Origin of the sequence: Streptomyces sp. NPDC102441 (assembly GCF_044765585.1) — a bacterium.
GTDB lineage: Bacteria > Actinomycetota > Actinomycetes > Streptomycetales > Streptomycetaceae > Streptomyces.
Window position 1 is genome coordinate 86,771 of sequence record NZ_JBIWKH010000010.1, and the last position, 20,405, is coordinate 107,175.

Sequence of the window (20,405 nt, forward strand, 5' to 3'; positions counted from 1 at the left end):
CCCCTTCGTGTGGGCCTGTCGGCCGTTGGCTGTCCGGCGTGGTGGTTGCGCGCCGCGACGGAAGGTCCGGGTGACCCTACCGACGCTGCTCAGTCGTAGCGTCGCGGGTGGGCGCTGCGGCGGCGGGGCCGGCCTCGCGGCGCTGGGCGGCGAGGTCCACGGCCTGGGTCACGAGCGGGTGGTTGAGGTAGCGGGCGACCAGGACGAGCCGGTTGCGTTCGTCCTGGGCTTCGATGTCTGCGCCCGGGAGGTCTTGTGCGGTGCCGGCCGGCGCGGGTACCGGCAGGGCGTGCGCGGAGGTCCGCGGTGCCCGGGATGCCTGGTAGCGCGCGACGGCGTCCCGCAGGATGGCCGCTGTACTCATCGCTTCCAGGTCCCGCTTCGCGAGCGGTTCGTCCTGGGGGCCGCTCACGGCATGGCCGACGTCGGTATCGGCCCAGGACCGCAGTTCACGGATGCCGTCGAGGATCTCGATGACGCGCCGGTGCAGGCCGAAGCGGACGTTGACCCACCGGGGCGGCTCGGCGCTGGCCGGGCTGAAGGCGAACCTCTGGTCGACGTCGCGCACGACGAGGTTCCACAGCGGCTGCAGGAGCCGGATGTCGCGGCGTTCTTTGAGCCAGGCCGTCACGGCAGCACCTGTCATGCCGTAGCAGGTGCCCAGGCAGCCGAGGATGCCGAAGCCGGCACCGGCGACACCGACTCCCTCCAGCTGGTGGTACCCGAGAGCTGCGGCGGCGATGGCGGGTGCGGAGCAGATGACGTAGCCGAAGGTGACGAGCATGGAACCGCCGAACCACCGCATGGCGTAGGCGATCCTCGGGTCCTCCGGAACAGTACGGCGCGCGCGGAGAAACGTGCTGAGCGTGCCGCAGGACAGGACCGTCAGCAGAATCGCCAGGAAGGCGAGGGCGGCCGGGTCGTTGGCCTGCTGAGTGTTGAACTTCAGCGGATCTGCCGGGCCGTCGAGCCGGGCGTGCAGAAAGGTCAAGGTCATCGCCGCGATCGCGGCCGCGTAGGCGGCGACCCAGGCGGTGACGAGCTGACGGATCCGGTGGCGCGGCGTCGTGCTCGCCGGAGTCCACAGCAGAGTGAGGATGTGAGTGTCGGCGTAGCAGAGCAGGATGCCGACGTAAATCGGCAGAGTAGCGGCCCAGGGCTGGTTGAAGACGTCACCGATGTACCGGTAGCCGGCCGGGGACGCCATGGCGTACACGAGGCCGCCCAGGAAGAAGGCGGCGGTCATCAGGGCGAGGGTGAGGCTGGGCTCGCGCAGGAAGGCGAGCCCTTTCCAGCCGGCGATCACCAGGAACACCGTCGCCATGAGCAGGTAGACGGCCGTGGTGATCAGGTCAGACACCGGCCCTCCGGTGCGCGAAGGTCGACCCGAGGAAGTCCCCGGAGGGGCCGCGCAGACTCAGGTGGCTCTCCAGCATGACGGTCGCGAAGATCTCGACGCGGCGCTCCTGCTGGTCGGCGTAGTGGGAGCGCATGAAGAACGCCGTGACCGCGTCCGGTTTCAGCCCGGGAAACAGCTCCCGGACCAGTTCCTCGGGCATGCGCCGGTGCGCCTCCCGGGGGCCCTGGAGCCTTCGGTCCGGGTCATCCCACAGGAGATGGCCGAGTTCGTGCATCGTGGCGAGCAGCTGCGTCAGCTTGCTGGACTGGGCATCCACCACGATGAAGTCGAAGTCACGGCTGGAGCCGCAGGCGGCACTGATCTGCGCGGGAAGTGGCCTGCTGGAGACGGTGATGGGCTTTTGGCGGCGCTCGGAGACCACCTTGACCAGACCGTCGATGTCACGGACCCCGGACAGTCCCATGTCCCGGCGAATGGCCCGGCCGGTGCGCCGTCGCTCGCGTTGGATCGCGAACTGCTCGAGCGTTCCGCTCCACCGGCCTCTCGGCTGAAGCCGTTCGTCGTAGCTTCCGTGCCGCGCCTCGCAGCCAGCAGCACCGTCGAATCGCGGTTGATCGATCCGCCCGGTCACCAGATCCCCCTTGCCCCTCCTGCGGGTCTCACCCGCAGACCCCATCCAAACATGCGTCCCATTTTTCCGTCGAGATTTTTCGCTCCGCTGCTCAGCATCCCGCAGGCCGTCCCCCCCGAGCAGCAGAGGGTCCACCTTCGCGCTATTTCATGATCACCTCACACCGCAGGCGGACTCACTATCTCCCTCGCTTTCGCGAAATAGCAACCATTGATGTCACCCACCGAGAAGGTTTAGCCCTCAACGTTCTCGCCACGTGGGAATGGCCCCCGGAATTGCGGCTGACGAGAGACATCCACCCCTGACCTGCCCCGGTTCCACCAAATCGGCCGAGATGCGTGTGAGAAAGAACCTGGGCCATACCTGCAGGTGAGGGGCTCCCGGGGCTTGGCATAACCTGTCAAGACATCTCCCGCTCCCTTTGCACATGAAAGAGGCTCCCGTGCGCGCCATCACCATGAAGTCTTTCGGCAGTCCGGATGTCCTGGAACTTACGGAAGAACCGGATCCAAAGGTCACTCCCGCGCGAACACTGGTAAATGTCACCAGGGCGGGCGTGAACTATGCGGACATTCACGTCAGAAACAACACCTACCTCGCTCCCGTCGCAACCCCTTACATTCCAGGCAATGAAGTCGTCGGTGTGACCGAGGACGGGCGCCGCCTCGCCGGGCTCGTACAGGGCGGCGGATACGCGCAGAAGGCAGCGGTCCGCAACACCCAGTGCTGGGAGATCCCCGACAGCGTCGACGACGACCAGGCGATCGCCGTAGCCCTCCAAGGGAACACGGCCTACCACCTGCTCTTCTCCCAGCTGCAGATCCGGGCGAACGAAACCGTCCTGATCCCTGCCGCGGCCGGCGGCGTCGGCTCCCTCGCGGTACAGCTCGCCGCCGCGAACGGCACCAGGGTCGTAGCGATGGCCAGCACCGAAGAGAAGCGCCAACTCGCACTCGACCTGGGCGCCAAGGCCGTCGTCGACTCCTCCACCGAGGAGGACCTGGCCCAGCGCATCACCGCCGCCGCGCAGGAAGCCAACGGCAACCGCCGGGACGGCATCAACGCGGCCCTGGAGATGACCGGCGCCAGCATGTTCGCCACCACCCTCGACGTCATCCAGCGCAACGGACGCGTGGCCACGTTCGGCTACGCCAGCGGCATCTGGCCGAGCCTGAAGAGCGAGGACCTGCTGCAGACCCTGCTGCAGAAGTCGGTCACACTCAGCGGCTTCTGGCTGCCGAACGTGGACGCCACCCATCAGGCGTTCTCCACGAAATCGCTCTTCACCATGATCACCCAGGGCCAGCTGCGGATCATCAGCGGCGGAACCTACGCACTGGGTGACGCCGCCCAGGCGCACCGTGACCTGGCCAGCCGCACGGTGACCGGCAAACTCTCCCTCGACCCGTCCCAGTAGGATTCGATGGATCTTCATCTGCCGCGGAGTCCCGGCTCCGCAACGCATGACGCGCAACGTGCTCCGGCGGGAGGAGCACACCCCCACAGGGAGCATGGGCAATGGCTGAACAGAGCAGCGTGGTGCGCGGAGTTACCGCTTCCGAGCGGGTCTTCCAGGTCCAACTCGCCTTCAAGGATCTCGGCCCGGGCGACCACGGCACAGGCGAGATAGCCAGGGCCGCCGGACTCAACGACGCCACCGTCAGCCGCATCCTCGCGGCCGGCGTGTACGAAGGCATCTTCCGCCGGGCGCAGGGCAAGACACGCGGCCGCTGGCAGCTGGGCCAGGGCAGCGCGGCCATCGGCTTCAACGCCATCGACGACGCCTACAGCGCCCAGATGCCCACCGACAAGGTCAAAGCGGTCCTGACGAACCTGCACGAGAAAACCGACAACGGGCTGACGTTCCTCTACACCCGCGCCACCGGAGAAGTACCCGGCCGCCAGTGCGTCGAAATGGGCGTCGGGGAGTCCGACCTCGAAGAGCTCAACATGACCACCGCCGCGGTCCTGTCCGTCACCCGCTCCCTGCGCACCGGCGCCTCCGGACGCACCATCCTGGCCTACCTCGGCGACAGCCTCGTGCAGCGTGTCACCGAGCAGGAGATCCCCCCGCACGTAGGCCCCGGCGTCATCAGGGACGACGCCGAGCTCCTCGCCTCCCTGCAGACGATCCGCGACCGCGGCTACGCACTGGGCTACCAGGAATGCATGGCCGGGTGGCACAGCTGCGCAGCCCCGGTCTTCTGGGACGACACCATCACCGCATCCGTGCTCCTGCTCAAGAAGGCCGAGCTCGGCGAGATCCCCGAGGCCTACGTCACCGCCACAGTGCGCGCCGCAGCACAACTCAGCGGCCTGCGCGGCGGATGGCCCGGCGCCCTGCGCGACGAAATCTGACCTTCCCGCACTGCCAGGGCCGAGCGGAGCACTTCCGCTCGGCCCTTCGCTCTGTCGCCGACCGCAGCGCAGCCGCCCCCGCTGTACGGGTACAGCACATTCGAGCCGCCCGGTCCACGAAGCGACCACGCGCCTGGCGTACATACGGGCGGGAACATCGTCAGGCGCGTGCCGTCCGACGGGTCCCACGGGCCCGGTCGCCAGTCGCTACGCCGCTCTCACCACATCGGCGGGCTTGATCAGGTCGGGGGCCCAGGCCCTGGCCGAACTCAGCCGCAGATTGTGTCCCGCGACCTCCATGGCCGTGAAGGCGCCGCGCTCGTCCCCGGCGTCGCTGTGCTGCAAGAGCGCCTTGGTCAGCGCGACAGGGGTTGTGTCCCGCTTGGCGGCCACGTCGAAGTGCCCGGCCACCGCCACCGGGACGGCACTCAGACGACTCAGAGCGCGGTGGAACTGTTCGCGCGCGCCGTAGCAGTTGGTCAAGATGACGGCGGACGCCGACCAGGAACGGGCCGGAAGACTGTCGAGGAGGAGGAAGGCGTCAGTGCTGCTGGGGCCGAGCCATGCCTCGTCGATCCCGATGGCCCCGTGGAGATCGGCGATGAGCAGCTCGTCCGGGCCCGGCTCGGACAGAGCCCGAAGGAGATCGTCGGCCGTGGTGACCGGACGGTCCAGGTGCTCTCGAATCAGGCCGGCACGGCGGTAGTGCTCAAGCATCCCGTGCATCGACCGCAGGTAGGGGCGCAGCCCGCGATCGGCGTCGCTGTAGACGTGACGCACCGTCCATGGCCATGCATACGACACCTGGAACTCCTTGCTTCGCTCGGACACCGGCCACCAGGCCATCGGCTCACCCCGCAGGGCTCTTGAGCATCCTCTCGCCGCACACGGCTCACGGGCGGACCGCCACCCCGGCAGCGCTTCCTCCCCCTCCCCTGCGCAGCCGAGCCCAGAGGGAAGGCGCGAGACCGCGACGTCCGTGTCATCTGCACAACCTTCACCAGGCGGCAGGCCTCAAGGGCCCGCAGCGGGAGACGAACCACCAGCGGCAGACGGGCATCTGGAACACTGACGCGGCGGAGACAGTCCGGCCCCGCCCGGGCGCCCCATAAGAGGGGGCGCCGGCGCGCGGTCGGGAGCTGCCGCAGCCGTGCAGGCACCCCACCCGCGGCGGCTCGTGTCACCGCGACGGCCACGCCGCGGGACCGCTGTCGCCGGGAAGGTGAACCTGATGGTGAAGGACAAGCAGCTGGTCGGCCGCTACGAGCTGCGCGAGGTCCTCGGGACAGGCGGAATGGGCGTCGTCTACCGGGCCGTCGACGCCCGCCTGGGCCGAGAGGTCGCCCTCAAGGTCGTCGACCTCTCCTGCGCACCCCAGGCAGAACGCGCACGGTTCGAACGAGAAGCACTGGCTGCCGGACGACTCCGCAGCGCGCACGTGGTGACCGTGCACGACGCCGGCGAGGCCATTCTCGACGGCTCCCCGGTCGGCTTCCTGGTGATGGAACTGCTCGAGGGCGCTCCCCTCAACTCGGTACTCGCCCACGGCCTGCCCGACCTCACGAACGTGGTCTCGTGGGGCCGGCAGATCCTGCGAGGGCTGCGGGACGCACACACCGCGGGAGTGGTCCACCGGGACATCAAGCCGTCGAACGTGATCCTCTCCACGCAAGGCGTGGTCACACTCGTCGACTTCGGCATCGCCCACCTCAGCACCAGCAACGAGACGCTCACCCTGCCCGGCTCCGTGGTGGGCACCCCCTCCTACATGGCGCCCGAACAGCTGCGAGGAGAGACGACCGACGCACGCAGTGACCTCTACGGCCTCGGCTGCGTGCTGTACGAACTGCTCACCGGCCAGCCGCCGTTCGGCCGCGGCACTGCCTGGACCGAAGGCGCACGACCGGCGCCCGTACGCCGCACACGCCCCTACGTCCCCGCGGATCTCGAGGAGCTGGTGCTGCAGCTGCTGTGCGCCGACCCGGCCCGCCGGCCTCTCGCCGCGGAGGCCGAGCAGCGCATGGCCGCACTCGCCATCCAGCCCCGGTCCGCTACGGCAACCGAAGTATGGAACGCGAAAACGCAGACAGCGAAACGCCCCTCAGTAACCGCCACTCCCCCGGGATGCCCCGCCACCCCGGGCAGCCCGCGCCGGGCCAGCGGCACGAGCTTGTCTGCCGCCGCGCCGACGCGGCTTACGCGAGCAACAAGCGGCGCCTGGGCAGCAACGCTGGGCGGGACGGCCGGATTGTGGGCACAGCTAGCCCTGTTCACCGACCTCTCCGGGTGGGCGGTCGCGAGCACGGCCGCAGCAGCCGGCCTCGGCCTGAGGATGCTGTGCGTGCCACCCTCCAAGCCGGAGGCCAGCCCGGGCGGCAACGCCCTGGCAGCCTTCATCGCGACAGGCATCGTGAGCGTGTACCTGATGGGGTGGTCACCTGCACCGTGGTGGAGCGTCCTGGCCATCATCACATTCCTCTCCCCCGCGCTACTCGGAGGTGCCGCACTCATCGGCGCAATCACATACCGACTGACCGGCCACCACCAGACGCGGATCGAATCCGGCACCGCAGCAGGTCTTATGAACGCGGCGGCCCTGGTCGTGCTCCTTGGCGGGCGGATCCCCCTGGCCGCGACCCTGGCGGGCAGCTGCGCGATCTGGCTGACGGTCGCACTTGCCTGTGCCACGCCCGTGCGGGCGAGATTCCGCTACGTAGGACGCCACCAGTAAGCGGCTCAGTCCGACTCAGGGACTGTTGGTGATCAATCAAGCGTTGCACCGAGCTGCAGTCACGGGAGAGAGTCGATGGCTGCTCTCTCTGCCGGACGCCCGCCGTTGGAGTGGTTCAGTTGACGACACCCAACCGCAGTTGCAATGTACCCGCGCCCGCGACCTGCGCCGCTCACCGCAGCCTCAAAGGCTATGTCCCATGCCACTGAGCAGTGCCTGAGGTGCAGTTCCTCCGTCCCGAACGGATGCCGTGCCATGATAGGTGACATGAAGGCGGGACACATTGTGAGCCGGACTGTCCGCCCACCGCGATGAGGAATTTACGCAGCCTCTGAGGTTGAGTGCTAGACCTCAGAGGCTGCGTAAATTCCTGGGGAATGATGAGTGAGGGGACTCTGTGGCCAGGCGTACGACCGCCTATCGACGCGTCGCCGAGAACTTGCGTGAGCAGATCGCTGACGGACGGCTCAAGCCGGGCGATCGCATCCCATCATTGACAGAGCTCCAGAACGTTTTCAGCGTCTCGGACACAGTGATCCTAGAGGCACGCAAGGTCCTGGTGGCCGAGGGCCTCTTGCAGGCACGGACCGGTGACGGCACCTATGTACGTGACCGCCCAGAGCCTCAGCGTCTGGTGCACCACGAACCGGATGAATCAAGCCCAACCCGGCCCCTGTTCCAGTTGGAGGCAGGCGAGGCTGGCCTCTTCCCGGACATGGTCGAGGTGGAACCGGAAACGAGCAGTCCTGCTTCCGCTACCGTGGCCCGACGTCTTGGCGTCAGGACAGGGCGAAGAGTGCGACGCACTGTGCGCCTCTTCCGCCACGATGGAGTGCCTGTGCAGCTGATCACGGTGCAAACTCTCGCGAGTGGGAGAACCGACGCGATTGGAGTGGAGGAGGAGATCACCTCGCGGGCGGCTATGGATTTTGAGGCCCGTGCCCTCGGAGGGGTAGCCGGTCAGTTGGTCACGACGATGACCAGAGTGGAGCGCCAAGCCCTCGGGCCAGCCCGTGTGCTGGAAACCGTAGTACTCGCCGAGCTGTACACCCTCGTATATCGGCCTGCCGTTGTCGCGGGTTGACCTAACAAAGCGGTCAACTGCGAGTACCTAAGCCCGTCGTACAGGTACCCCATCACACGGAGTCGTACAGGTACCCCCTCACACGGATAGGCCTCGCCCGATGTTGCCGACAAGGAGCGTGCATCGCCGTGCGAGGGGGCCCCGGAGACCCACCAGAAGGGTGCGCACACCCCTGGTGACACCGGGAGTCTATCGTGCGTTGCAAGTAGCCCCGATCAGTGAATGTAGTGATTGCGCGGCAATCACTTGCTTGCCGTGCAATTCTCGCTACCTCGTGATTAAGGGCAGGCAACACGCAGATCGGAAGTCTGGTGAGCAGTAACAGTCTCCTGAACGAGGCCAGGCAACCACGTAGTGCCTAGGTATCTGACGCACCGTAGAAATGCATCCGCCCGTCAACGCTACTCAGACGGTTCTTCGGTGGGCTGCTAGAAACCGAACCTAGCGAATTTCCAGACTTCGAAGTCGGAAATGTCGACCGCGAGACCCATGGTCTTGCTCACCCAGGGTCGCGCGCTGTCCTGCCTATGGTGCTTCCCTACCCTCCAGGCCCAAGCGCATGCGCTCGAGTCGGGGCCAGGTCTGCCGCGACAGCTTCGTCCAGCGTGATGTAACGCCGCGGGACCTAATCAAGAATGCGCTTGGCTGTCTCGGCGGCCCAGGACGCCAGCTGCGCCTGGGCCTAACAGACCGCCTCCGCCATGATCAGGCGTGACGCTCCGCGCTGCTCAACGCTCCAGCCTCGCGACGGACGCCCCGGTGGATGTGGGCGTATCTGGCTTCCCTCCCTTCCCCGGCCAGACGATCCCTGGCTCTGAGAAGTCGGCCAGGCCCTTCATCTGTAGGCAACGCACACTCCAGTGAGGAACAGCCAAGAGACCAGTGCCGGCGCAGCCGCAGGGGAGAATGATTGCGGGGCAATCACTCTGTGCATGTGGATGGAGCGGTTGGGGTACGCAGCTGCTCCCTCCTGCCCCAGGAGTGATTGCCCCGCAATCACTCCCCAGCTTTTGCTCGGGATACAGTCCCCACTCCCCCACGCTGATTGCGGGGCAATCAGCGCTTCGCGAGGCGCTTGAACCCCATGCCCTTGGCAACGGCCAGATAGTCGGCAGTTGCCTCACCAGCGCGATCGAAGTGAAGAAGGACTTTCTGGTGGGCGTACGACTCGGGGATCTTCGTGGAGCGGCGCACAGCAGGCAGCACCAGGTCACCGTACGTCTCCTGGGCCATCTTCTTCCCGTCGTCCCATACCGCCCCTTGCGAGCGGTGGGTAGGTACGTCAACCAGCAGGACCCCCGTCAGGTTCGCGTGGGCCCCGTTGGCGCCGAACGTGTCCTTCACCATCTCGATCTTCTGCTCGATTCGAGTAAGTCCCCGAAGCTCCTTGTAGCCTGGCTTGATGCAGGCGACGACCTCGTCGCTGGCGAGGATCGCACCGATCACAACGAGGCCGAGAGACCCGGGGCAGTCGATGATGATGACGTCGTAGTCCCCCTTGACCGGCTCGAGCAAATTCCTCAACCAGAGTTCCCGGCCCATAGTCGTGGTTAGGTGCTGCTCGGCGTTCTCCATCTCGCCCGATCCCAGGACCAGGAACAGATTGTCAATGACCTTGGTCCCTGCCGCCCCGTGCGGGCCGCAGAGAGCCGGGACGATCGCCTCTGTGAGCTTGACGCCCTTCTCGGTGAGGCAGTGATAGATGGTCTTCTGGTCCGCGATCTGATCGGGGTACTCATAGCCGAGCGCCACGGAGGCGTCGCACTGGTCATCGGCGTCGACGACAAGAACGGTGAGGCCGAACTCGGCGAGCTGGGCGCCAAGGTTCACCGCTGAGGTTGACTTGCCGGAGCCACCGACCTGATTGGTCATCGAGATGATCCGCGGGATGCGTTCTGTCTGGACGGTCATGGAGATCTCCACAGTGATTGCCGCGCAATCACGCACGGGGCCGGTGGGGGAGAGACTGAACACCAGAAGGCATGGTCCCGGACGTGTGCATACGCGTGATGAGTACGGTTCCCTGCCGTGTGGTCCGCTGGAGCCGCCAGGGGTCCGATGGCGGATGCCGGGGGTGAAGTGATTGCCCCGCAATCACTCGTGTGCTCGGGGCCGACGCAAGGAAAGGCGTGGCAGGCACGGCGGGGAAGGGAGTGCTGGGAAGCACGCTATCGCGCGAGTGTGGAGAAAAGCCAGTCGCCCCGTCGAGAATTCACTCGACGGGGCGAAGGTGTTCTGGGCGGCGGGTGATTCAGTCGCTCAGAATGAGCTCCTGCAGCTCCTCGAACTCCTCCATGGAGAGCCGTTCCTTGAGGCCCACGTAGATGTCCTTAACCGTGGTGACGGGGATGACACCGCGCTCTGTGAGCGTGGCTCCCGCCGGCTTGGACTCCTCGTTCAGTGGAGTGCCCGACGGACCGGAACCCGAGTTGCCGACACCGCTATTCACGGTCTCCGGTTCGCTCTGCCCTTTCTGTTGCTCGTCGTCACTGTCGTTCGCCGAGTTCCGCTGGGTGGGCAAAGGGTTCTTGTCTGAGTCGCCCTCGGAGCCACCGTCCCTCTTCGGCTCAACCTCCTCGTTGCCCTCTCCGCCGCCCGCGGTGGTCTCCTGCTGGCGGTCCCTGTGAGGCTTCGGCTCCGCGGACTGCTGGTCCGCGTTGGGCTGCGGCTCCGGCTGCGGCTGCGGCTCCGGCTCCGGCTGCGGCTCCGGCTCCGGCTCCGGCTCCGGCTCCGGCTCCGGCTCCGAGGAAGGGAGCTTCTGCTCCTCGATCGACACCTTGCTTTTGACGACCGTCTCGGCATCGGCAAACGAGAGTGTCCCGTCGGCGAAGGCTTGCTGCAGGTCCTCGCGCAGCCCGGCCAGAACGGTAGCCGCCTCCTTGACCGGCAGCAGCAGTTCCCCACCATGCTCAATCTCGAGACCGTTCTGCTTGCACCAGTGGTCGACGACCGCATTGCGGAGCGGCTTGATGAGCTTCAGGAGCTTGATCCTGTGGGAGATGGCCGTCTGCGAGGTATTGCCCAGCTTCCGCGACAACTCCCGCTGGGAGATGTTCAGCTCGTCCAGGGCCGCTTGGTAGTCGGCACCCTGCTCGATCGGGTCCAGCCCGAGTCGCTGTTCGTTCTCCTTGATAGCAGCCAGCCGGATGGAACCGTCGATCTTCTTGCGGAGGAAGACGGGTACTTTGTCCAACCCGCGCTTCTGCGCCGCAGCCAGCCGACGGTGTCCGTGCAGGATCACGTACGGCTTCTTGGACGCCTCGACATGTTCCTTGTGCTGCGGGTAATGCTCGATGTAGGCGGCTGCGGTCACGACCGTGAGCGCTTGGACGACTCCATCATCGTCGAAGGAGTCGGCAAGCCCCTTGACGTTACGGATCTTTTTGCGCCCATTTTCCGGGCTGGGCAACAGGTCCGCGATCGGCAACTCGGCAGTCGCCTGGCTGAACAATCGCTGCTGTGAAGCTGCCGCCCGGGCGTCGTTGAGGTTTCTGTTCGGCATTCCGGCCATGGGGTCTCCGGGGTGGGGTGGTGCTGATGTGATGGGTCTCAGCCGCGAGCTTATCCGCCGGGGCCAGGAGGCCGGACGAGTGGCACCAGATTCGTGCACCCAGTGTGTCCGATATGAGCAGAACAAACCCCGACTGATGCGGGCCTGGTGGAGGTGAAGGACGACGCGGAGTGATTGCGGGGCAATCATCCCGGGGGCGGAGGCCTGGTCGTCCAAGCCCAGTATGCCCCGGCGCGTCTGGGAGAAGTGGTGGTGACACCGGGATCAGCTCCGAGTGCCGAGAACCAGCTGGGGAATGGACAGCCGCGTGTTCGGCTTTTGGGCAGCGTGATTGCGGGGCAATCACTGAGGTGATGCAGTGGATGTCAGGGGGACAGCCCGATACTCGTGGTGAAGCCCGTCTCTAGGCTGCGCCGTTGGTGTCCGCTAATGGGGTGGAGGCGTCGCGGTCGGCCTGCTCAGTGGGGCTGTTTCAGGTCCGGGGGTGCGGTACGGGCCGCAAGGTCGATTTGAAGGCTGAGCGTCGGGCTGGTCATTCGGTAGCGTCGGCAGATGAGTTGGGCCGAGCAGAGGGGCACCCTCGGTGTTAGTCGTGTCGCGCATAGCCTTAGCTTCCCTGAGCTGTTCCCGCGTCCGTAGGTACTCGTTCGGCAACGGAGCGCCAGGTGGTGTCTGGCACGCGGTGTGCGGCTCGGCCTTCAAGACTGCAGGCCCCTGTGCGGCGGGGCTACAAGTGCGCCTACGGATGTCGATCGCCGCCAACGGGGAGTCCTTAGGCTCAGCGCCCTTTCCCTTGCCCAAAGCCAAGTTGACTTCGTGGATCAATGTCGGCGAGGCGAGTTCGAGCATCGTGGCCCAGGAGTTGGAGTCGCACACCACCGTCAGGATTCCGGTTCCCGCGTCGTAGGCGGCCGCGGTCCAGTGGAGTGCGCACTCTTCGCTAACGATCGCAGCCCACCTGTCAACGACGGCGCGGCCTACAGCTTTGCTCTGCCAGCCGTTGTCTACCACGACCTGCCGAATGACTCCGCCCAGCAGCAGAGGGTCGCGTCCATCGCTGCGAAGTCTGCGGCCCGAAGTTCTCGGTTTCGTTCTCGGCGCCGGCGCGTTGGTCCGCCGGGCGTTCTCCTTGGCCTGCCGTAGGGCGATCCGTGCAAGGTCGGCGCTGTTCGGCGTGGGCAGCCCGGCGGTCACGGTGCCTCCGCTGATTGCAGTGAAATCAACGGCTGTTGCGGGTGCGCCGTTCGGACAGTAGGGCCGAACCACATCTTCGCAGGACAGGCTTGGCGTACGGCATGCCTCGGGCTATCGACGAGGATGGTCGTGTGCAATTCCAGGACCTCGCAAAGACGGTCTATCTCGGTGGGGAGGTCTCCCAGCGGGGGAGTATCTATCGACCTAGTGGGTTGGCTAGACATGTGGAGCTCTGTGATTTGCCATCAGTGCAGACGGATCCGGGGGTTGTAGGAGTTGGCGTCGAGCTTCATACACATGTCAACCAGCTCTTTGCCATAGAGGCTGTACGCGGCGGTTGGGCCGAGAACCTCATACGCGGTCAGGACGAGGGCAGGATTGCCGCCGTACTTGTAGTCCGCCCAGGCGTCGGCACGCATCCGGCGGCGGGTTTCCCCGTCGAGGGCCTCAAGGCCCTGCACGGCTGGCTGTTCCCCGCCCGTCTGCTGGAGCCGCGTCTCCTCAAGTGCCGCGCCGAACGCAGCGTTTGGTGCGACCCGGTTGGCCCAGTCAAGATTCCGCTGCTTGTCCTCCTCGTGCATCGCCTGCTCACGCCGCAGCTGGCTGGCGATGTACGTGTGCGGGCGGTCAGGCCGCCAGTCCAGGCCGATCGCGACGCGGGGCGAGATCTCTCGTAGCCAGACATCTACCTGGTATTCAGTACAGCCCTCGGCAAGCTTGTCGACCAGGACCCAGGACAGTTCGCCAATCCGAGCTTTCTGGGTCCAGTTATGAAGCGGACGCAGACGGCGAGCTAGCCGGTCCGCTGCCTGGAACAGACTGGCGGTCACTTTCCTGCCGAGGGTTGTCTTCCTGGGTCGCTTGCGCTTGTCAACTCGCGCTGTGCGCGTAGCTTTTCCCTTCCCTCCCAGTTCAAGTACAGGTCCGTGGGGGGTAGCACCACGAGAAGGGGGCGCAAGGCGCTTGTGAGCCGTTCTGCCTGCTGCCTTATCCACAGCGTTGTCCACAGCCATCTGTCGGCCTGCTTTCGTGAAGCCGACGACCGAGGTTTCGTAACCGGTTCCGCGGAGCCGGTGGCCCTTGGCAGTGTCGTACACCAGGGGGATCACTGCGCCGTAGATGGTGGCGGTGGCGGTGTACTTGCGGCCGGGTAGGCGCAGGTTGCGCTTTGATCCGTGCTCGAGCCAGACCAGGGTGCCCAGTTCTCGAAGGTAAGCGACGTGGCGTTTGATCGTGGACTCGTCGAGCTTGAGGTTGACCGCGGTGCCGGCGAGGTCGTATAGCACGATGCCGCGTCGGTAGTCCATGCGGTCGGCAAGGTCCATGGCGACCCGCATGGTCGTGAGGTTGGCCTTCGGGTGCAGCTTCGCTTCAAAGATGAGCCAATCCAGCGCCGTGAGCCAAGCCCTCGGGGCGGTTCGGCGGGAACAGGTATGCAGGATCTCCTGCGACCTTGCGGGAACCAGTTCGAATCCGGCCGCCGCGGCGCCCGTTGGTGTCGTGTAGCTGCTGAGTTTGAGGGCGGTCTTGTCCCCCGCAGGGGTGGTGATGGGCTCGACACTCCCCATCTGGGCAGAGTCGACCTGACAAATGGCAGCACTGTGCTGCATGATGGGCTCGTCGTCCTCTCCGGAGGGCGGCAAAACGAGACCCCTTCGTGGGGCTCGATTGCCTTGGAAGCACAAAAGCGGGCGGTGAAAAGCCCCTGTGCTGTGCTTCGAAGGTGGGTGATGAGCGGTACTCCGCCCCTGGTATGGGCGGTGAAGTCCCGAGCGGACCGATTAGCAATCGGACTGAGCGGGCCCTAGTGGGACGTCAGGCGGGCAACCTGATAACCACCGTGGAAGTGGGCCGCAGAGCGAGCCCAGATGGGTTGACGGGCAATCAACCGGTCTGGAGAAGCAGCGGCCGGCGGAGGTCCTGTGATTGCGAGGCAATCACCTCCGCAGCAGACTTACGTCATGCCATCCCCCTCGGGGGACGAACTGGCCGTCCTTCTTGCGCTGCGAGATGACACCGGAGGAGACCGTTTCGGGCGCGGAGCTGAGGGAGCGAGGCGACCCGATACATGACAAGACCCACCTGCGGGCTCGGCGCACGTGCGCTGCCCGGGTGGGTCTCCTTGTGCCGTGCACTGTATGCACGGGTACCATGGCTCATGCCTCGGCCGTTCCTACTAACGGTCTTGGTGCTGTACGGCCCTCGCGTATCCCCGGTCTCGACCCCGGGGGCGGGGGCCTTAAGCATGTTCGGACTTTCGCGGCCTCAAGAATCGTGATCCTCAAATATGGCCAGGGCTGAGCCTACCTCTGTGACCGCATACATTGCGACCACCTTCACTCCGTCGTGTCGCGGAAGCTTTTGACTACCGCCTAATGGGCTTCCTTCCTGGCAACACCCTGCGCAGTTGCTGTTTCCGCGCTCCTTGCCAGCCGAGGAGATGCGATGCATTCTCTGCTTCGATTCGCAACGATCCCGTGGTGTGTGCACCTTCACGATCACTGAGGTTTTCGAGATGGAGGAGTTCCTTTACGAGTTCCATCTGCACTGCGCGGGGTGACTGCGTGCAGCTGACCGATTGTGGCGGCGGGCCAAACGGATCCCGGAGGACGTTGATCTGGCGCACGTAGCCGCTGACTTTGCCCAGCATCGTGTCGAGCTGCACGGTGCACTTTTCGAGACTGGCCGCCTCGGGCATCCGGCTCCGGAAGTGGCGCTACTGCTCTGTCTGGGACGATTCCCCGGTTTGGTTGGCACGTCTAGCGTGCTCCCATGAACGATCACAGTGGTGCTCACGGCTTCACGTCGGTGGACACACAGCCCGGTCCCGCCGAGTGGGTGCACGTCCTGGACCAGCGGAGCCGCTCTACGCTGCGTACAAGCAGCGGTTGCAGGAGTTCCTGAGTGCCGAGGCTGGCGGACTGTTCCTTAAGGTCGGAGCGGGTACCGGGTACGCCGCGGTTGACAGCTCCTTGACGCTGATCGCGCAGGAGCGGGGCTGCCGCACGTCGCCGAACCGGCTCGGGTGCCGGGGGAGTTGCTGCGGGTGGTCCGCCCCGGCTACCCGTTGAAGCAGGCAGCGCGCAGCCCCGGCTTGTCGGCCCACACCCCGCAGGCCACACATGTGGGCCGTGCAGTCAGGTCAAGGTCTGAGACACGATCGACTGCCATGTGGCCCGTGTGGGGCCATCGAAGACCTTGGCGGGATGTGGGTGAGAGCTGCGCCAGCGAGCAAGCGTCGTGCGGACACCGGGTTCTGCGTAGGCTTCATCGGCGCGATCCATGAGGTGGCGGACACGCGCCCGAGCCCGCATGATCTCGGGCTCCTCGAGAGCGCAAGCATTGACGGCAGCGCGGTTGTAGGAAGCCGGGGGGAGAGCCGTTCCTGCGACTCCAGCCTGGAGCTCCACCTCCGAGGCGCGGTCCGCTGCGATCTGCATTTCATACCAAGGGCGGAGTTCTTGAAGCGCCCACTGCTGATGGCGACGGGCAACGTCGTATGGATCTTCACCATCGATCGCTTGCTGGGCTACCTGCTGGGCGGTACGCAAAGCCAGAGCAGTTCCTTGGCCGAGGGTCGGGTTGGTGTGGACCAGCGTGTCACCCACGCTGAGGATCCCCGTGACGACGGGGCCGGCGTCATCGGTCAGTGGCGCCCACCTGTTGTTCAGTCCGCCCATGGGCAGGACGGGGGTCAGGGGTGTGGGCCGACCGATAAGCCAGGTCTGCATAGCGGGAAATGTACGGGCGGCTGCCTCGAAGGTGTCCGGGTCACTGAGGGCACCTCTGGTCGGGTCCGCGGCGGACAGCACGAACGAGAGGGCGAAGACCTCTCCGTCCGAGGGGAAGACTCCACCGAGGGCGAACGGGGCGACGGATCCCGTCCGGATACTACTTGCGGGCCGTGCACCTCCTGGAGCCGTCCGGTACCAACGGCAGTAGTAGGCGATGCCGGTCGGGCTGCTCTCGACCGGAGGCACGCGGCATCCGGTGCTGGCCAGCCACCGGGACACGGGGGAGCGGCGGCCAGCGCAGTTGAGGACTAGGTCGGCTGGGTGGTGGCCTTGCTGTACATGGACGCCGGTGACGTGCGGAACGCTGCGGGAGTGGTCGACGCTAAGCCCGGTAGCTGTATGCCCGATCAGAAGGGATGCCGTTTCCTCGTTTTCCAGCGCACGTCGCAGTGCGACTTCTAGGACCAGCCGCCTGGTCTGAAGAGTTACCAGACGGTCATCACCTGCCCGGGGCGGTGGACGCTCGGGGAGGCAGTCGAACTCATGCCGCTCGCGGGCTCCGAGGGCGAGCATGGCGGCGTAGACGTCGGGGCTCTCGCTCAGCAGGATGTCGCGGACGGGCCCCAGCAGGCCGTGGGGCTGAGCGGCCTGGGGGACCCTGGGCCGGTGCCAGGCCAGAAAGTCTTCCTCCAGGTCCGCGCTCAGACGGTGTCCATCCTGCTCGAGGACGATGACGTTATGTCCTCTGCGGGAAAGGAACAGGGCGGAGGCGAGCCCGGCGATGCTGCCTCCGACGACAACCACACGCGCCATATCGCCCCCTCTTTGCTACCCGCAACGCTCTCTGTCATCCTCCCTCGGGATCTTGGCCGAAGCGCGTTGGCTTGTTCGTGGGGGTGATCAGGTGAACACGGTCCGTGCGGTACGATCCCGTATGGCGTAATGGAAGTCAGCGCCTGTGCAGCGCGCACTGCGGAATGTCGCTCTTGGCAAAGACCCGTTTTCCGCTGCACCGGGCTTTCTCGCGCGCGCTCTCCGACCGGGGCCTCTTCTTCCGCGCAGCGCACAGCGGGCAGCCGCAATTTCTGTGCCCATCAGAGTCTGCCGGCGCACTGGATGGCAGGTTCCCTTCAGGAGATCATGTGTCAACCATTCTTCAAGAGACCTCGCGCACCCTCAACGAGTTCCTGCTCCTGCCTGGCCTGACGACCGAGGGCTGCACCCCGGAGAACGTGAATCTCAGCGCGCCGGTCGTCCGGCACGCGGTCGGCGAGCCGTCGCCGCTTCAGGTCGCCACCCCGATGGTCAGCGCGATCATGGGCGCGGTCTCGTCGCCGAAGCTGGCGGTTGCCCTCGCGCAGGCCGGCGGCCTTGCCTTCGTGCATCAGAACCAGTCCGTAGCCTCCCAGGCTGACGACGTGCGCGCGGTGAAGCGCCACAAGGCCGGCTTCCGTACCAGCGAAGCCACGGTCAAGCCGACGACGACGCTGGGCGAGGTCTCCCAGCTTCTGGCAGAGGTGGACCAGGACGTCGCCGTGGTGACCGACGACGGAACGGCTGACGGTGTGTTCCTCGGGCTCATCGGGCCGAGCGACTTCCATGTCCAGCGCCACGGGCAGGCGGAGCCCGTCACCGCCCGCATGAGGAGCCGCGAGTCGCTCACGACGGCCCCCTCCTCAACCGGCCTGTCGGAGGCAAACGAGCTGATCTGGGAGCACCGGCTCGAAGTGCTGCCGATCATGGATGGCGACCGCCTGGTCTCTCTGGTCCTGCGGCGGGACTACCAAGAACACAAGGCTTTCCACCACGCGTCCGTCGACGAGCAGAAGCGGTTCCGGGTCGGCGCCGGCATCAATTCCCGGGACTACGAAGAGCGCGTTCCCGCGCTGGTCGAAGCTGGTGCGGACATTCTGTGCCTCGACTCCTCCGACGGGTACTCCGTCTACCAGAAAAAGGCCCTCGACTACGTCCGAGCGACGTATGGGAATGATGTGTTCGTCGGTGCCGGAAACGTCGTCGACGGACGCGCCTTCCGATATCTGGCCGAGGCCGGAGCGGATTTCGTGAAGGTCGGCATCGGTGGCGGATCGATCTGTATCACGCGTGACCAGAAGGGCATCGGCCGCGGCCAGGCCTCCGCGCTGATCGACGTCGTCGCGGCCCGGGACGCTTACGCGCAGGAGACCGGGATGTACGTTCCGATCTGCTGTGACGGTGGCCTGCTCAGCGACTATCACATGGCGATCGCCTTCGCCCTGGGCACCGACTTCGTCATGCTGGGGCGCTACTTCGCCCGCTTCGACGAGTCCCCTTCCCGCAAGGTCCGGATCGAGGGCCAGTACTTCAAGGAGTACTGGGGCGAGGGATCCCGGCGGGCGCAGAACGCCGCCCGCTACGGCCAGGGGGATGCGATCGCGTTCGAGGAGGGTGTCGACGGGCTCGTGCCCTACGCCGGCAGTCTTCACGAGAACGTGGCGTTGACCCGCGCGAAGGTGACGGCCACCCTGATCAGCTGCGGCGCCACGACGCTTCGCGACTTCCACGACACCGCGATGCTGGTGCAGGTCTCGGAGCGGTCTTACGAGCAGAACACCGCCGAGGTGCGGTTGCGGGAACGGGCCGTCGACTCCGGTGAATGACAGAAGGCGTCGGCTGTCGGCCCAACCGATGGGCGATTCCTTCTGACCATGCCCCGGTCACTCCAGCTTGCTGCGCACCCAGGAAAAGAAGGCGTCCCCGACCTTGGGCTCATCGTCGGGGAAGCTTCCGAAGCCAGTGCTCCATTCGTCAAGAACAGGTCCTGAATCGGTCAGCAGCCAATCCGTCGACAGGCACGAAGCCTGAAGGCTCGTCGCTACTCTGAAGCACTGCTCTTCCACTTCCTTCCAACCGGGCAGGACGCTGCTGACGCCTCCCTGGCTGACGTTCGTCATGTAGGAGCCTTCTGCGGCGGTCCGATGCAGTGCCGCGATAATGTCGCCCGCCGTGAGGTAGACACGGACATCAGCAGTGTGTGGGAGATATCGCTGCACGAGGTACCCGATACCTGCCTGGGCGGCCATGTCGATGGCGGAGGAGAGTTGCCGGAAGGTGTCGATCTTCTGCACGGCGAATCCCATCCCCATCTCCCGGGGCTTGAGGATGTAGGGACCCCGGCCCAAGTGCTCCTCTACGAGGGGCAGCACAGACCGTGCGTGGCGACCGTAAGGAACAGCAACGCTCGCTGGGGTGGCAATTCCGAGCGCCGCGGCACGTTGAGCGATGGAGAGCTTGTCCGTCGTCAGGTACTCGGGGCCGTCCATGGTGCGATTCAGCAGGAGGGAGTCGCTCTCCTGGACGGTCCGGTATATCGCCTTGAGGAAATGTGATGTCTGGGGATCCCAGCTGAAGTCGTCCACTTGGAAGCACTGCCTCGTGCTTAGCAGGTCTTCGCCATGCCACCAGAGTCTGGGGCGGTCGTCCGACGCCGGTGTCAGCTCATGCACGGGGATGAACCGCAAGCCGAAGCCGGCGCGCTCAGCGGCTCCAGCTAGGGCCGGGTTCTTCCTTCTGAGGATTTCGTCCGCGAGGCCCGGAAGGAAGTCATCAGGCCGGTACACAAGGTTGACAGTTCTATCTGATGTGGACATTGCTCTCCGCGCTGGCATTCAGACCCGCTATGCCCGGATCTGCGATGAGGTATATGAAGGGCGCTTGCGTTTTCACAGGCCTGATTCCGCGAGATCCGCCCTCCGCGTGGGCCGTCGATTGGCGAGGCGCAGCGGGGTGTCAATCCACGGCCGGTAGTGGTCGGCTCAGCAGG

General features: G+C 65.8%; 15 protein-coding genes and 1 pseudogene. 5 read left to right on the top strand and 11 right to left on the bottom strand.

Annotated features, from left to right (window positions below):
• Window positions 1-76 precede the first annotated feature (76 nt).
• Both ACIREO_RS22570 and ACIREO_RS22575 read right to left on the bottom strand, forming a co-directional pair.
• The gene (locus ACIREO_RS22570) at window positions 77-1,360 is read right to left on the bottom strand and encodes an MAB_1171c family putative transporter (RefSeq protein ID WP_404113071.1); all 1,284 of its coding nucleotides are present in this window, start codon (window positions 1,358-1,360) and stop codon (window positions 77-79) included.
• Window positions 1,353-1,823, bottom strand: a complete 471-nt coding sequence (locus ACIREO_RS22575) for a hypothetical protein (protein WP_404113072.1) — start codon at window positions 1,821-1,823, stop codon at window positions 1,353-1,355. The genes ACIREO_RS22570 and ACIREO_RS22575 overlap by 8 nt, the downstream gene beginning before the upstream one ends.
• Before the next feature lie 811 nt (window positions 1,824-2,634).
• Here ACIREO_RS22575 and ACIREO_RS22580 point away from each other — a divergent pair.
• Together ACIREO_RS22580 and ACIREO_RS22585 are read left to right on the top strand one after the other, a co-directional pair.
• Entirely contained in the window at window positions 2,635-3,408 is a 774-nt protein-coding gene (locus ACIREO_RS22580) for a zinc-binding alcohol dehydrogenase family protein (RefSeq protein WP_404113074.1), read from the top strand.
• Window positions 3,409-3,509: 101 nt separating this feature from the next.
• On the top strand, window positions 3,510-4,349 hold the full coding sequence (locus ACIREO_RS22585) for an IclR family transcriptional regulator C-terminal domain-containing protein (protein ID WP_404113076.1): 840 nt from the start codon (window positions 3,510-3,512) through the stop codon (window positions 4,347-4,349).
• Window positions 4,350-4,556: 207 nt separating this feature from the next.
• Here ACIREO_RS22585 and ACIREO_RS22590 read toward each other — a convergent pair whose 3' ends face one another.
• The gene (locus tag ACIREO_RS22590) at window positions 4,557-5,153 is read right to left on the bottom strand and encodes a hypothetical protein (RefSeq protein WP_404113078.1); all 597 of its coding nucleotides are present in this window, start codon (window positions 5,151-5,153) and stop codon (window positions 4,557-4,559) included.
• A gap of 427 nt (window positions 5,154-5,580) precedes the next feature.
• Between ACIREO_RS22590 and ACIREO_RS22595 the strand changes: the two genes are divergently transcribed.
• Together ACIREO_RS22595 and ACIREO_RS22600 are read left to right on the top strand one after the other, a co-directional pair.
• Window positions 5,581-7,080 carry a protein kinase gene (locus ACIREO_RS22595; protein WP_404113080.1) on the top strand — a complete coding sequence of 500 codons (1,500 nt, stop codon included), beginning with the start codon at window positions 5,581-5,583 and terminating at the stop codon, window positions 7,078-7,080.
• A gap of 397 nt (window positions 7,081-7,477) precedes the next feature.
• Entirely contained in the window at window positions 7,478-8,164 is a 687-nt protein-coding gene (locus ACIREO_RS22600) for a GntR family transcriptional regulator (RefSeq protein WP_404113082.1), read from the top strand.
• 1,056 nt (window positions 8,165-9,220) lie between these two features.
• Here ACIREO_RS22600 and ACIREO_RS22605 read toward each other — a convergent pair.
• The 7 genes and pseudogenes from ACIREO_RS22605 to ACIREO_RS22635 form a co-directional block, all read right to left on the bottom strand.
• Window positions 9,221-10,075, bottom strand: a complete 855-nt coding sequence (locus ACIREO_RS22605) for a ParA family protein (protein ID WP_404113083.1) — start codon at window positions 10,073-10,075, stop codon at window positions 9,221-9,223.
• 340 nt (window positions 10,076-10,415) lie between these two features.
• Window positions 10,416-11,675: a ParB/RepB/Spo0J family partition protein gene (locus ACIREO_RS22610; RefSeq protein ID WP_404113085.1), complete on the bottom strand. Its 1,260-nt coding sequence runs from the start codon at window positions 11,673-11,675 to the stop codon at window positions 10,416-10,418.
• 426 nt (window positions 11,676-12,101) lie between these two features.
• Window positions 12,102-12,941, bottom strand: a complete 840-nt coding sequence (locus tag ACIREO_RS22615) for a DciA family protein (RefSeq protein ID WP_404113087.1) — start codon at window positions 12,939-12,941, stop codon at window positions 12,102-12,104.
• A gap of 173 nt (window positions 12,942-13,114) precedes the next feature.
• Entirely contained in the window at window positions 13,115-14,479 is a 1,365-nt protein-coding gene (locus ACIREO_RS22620) for a hypothetical protein (RefSeq protein ID WP_404113089.1), read from the bottom strand.
• Between the two features lie 755 nt (window positions 14,480-15,234).
• Entirely contained in the window at window positions 15,235-15,567 is a 333-nt protein-coding gene (locus ACIREO_RS22625; RefSeq protein ID WP_404113091.1) for a hypothetical protein, read from the bottom strand.
• Between the two features lie 439 nt (window positions 15,568-16,006).
• Window positions 16,007-16,600 (bottom strand): hypothetical protein, encoded by a 594-nt coding sequence (locus ACIREO_RS22630; protein ID WP_404113552.1) that lies wholly within the window; start codon window positions 16,598-16,600, stop codon window positions 16,007-16,009.
• 723 nt (window positions 16,601-17,323) lie between these two features.
• Window positions 17,324-17,416, bottom strand: a pseudogene (locus ACIREO_RS22635) (FAD-dependent oxidoreductase); the annotation flags it as partial.
• Between the two features lie 329 nt (window positions 17,417-17,745).
• On the opposite strand from ACIREO_RS22635, the gene ACIREO_RS22640 reads away from it, so the two are divergent.
• The gene (locus ACIREO_RS22640) at window positions 17,746-19,242 is read left to right on the top strand and encodes an IMP dehydrogenase (RefSeq protein WP_404113543.1); all 1,497 of its coding nucleotides are present in this window, start codon (window positions 17,746-17,748) and stop codon (window positions 19,240-19,242) included.
• Window positions 19,243-19,299: 57 nt separating this feature from the next.
• Here ACIREO_RS22640 and ACIREO_RS22645 read toward each other — a convergent pair whose 3' ends face one another.
• Complete coding sequence (locus ACIREO_RS22645; protein ID WP_404113093.1) at window positions 19,300-20,232, bottom strand: RimK family alpha-L-glutamate ligase; 933 nt, start codon at window positions 20,230-20,232, stop codon at window positions 19,300-19,302.
• Window positions 20,233-20,405: the final 173 nt, after the last annotated feature.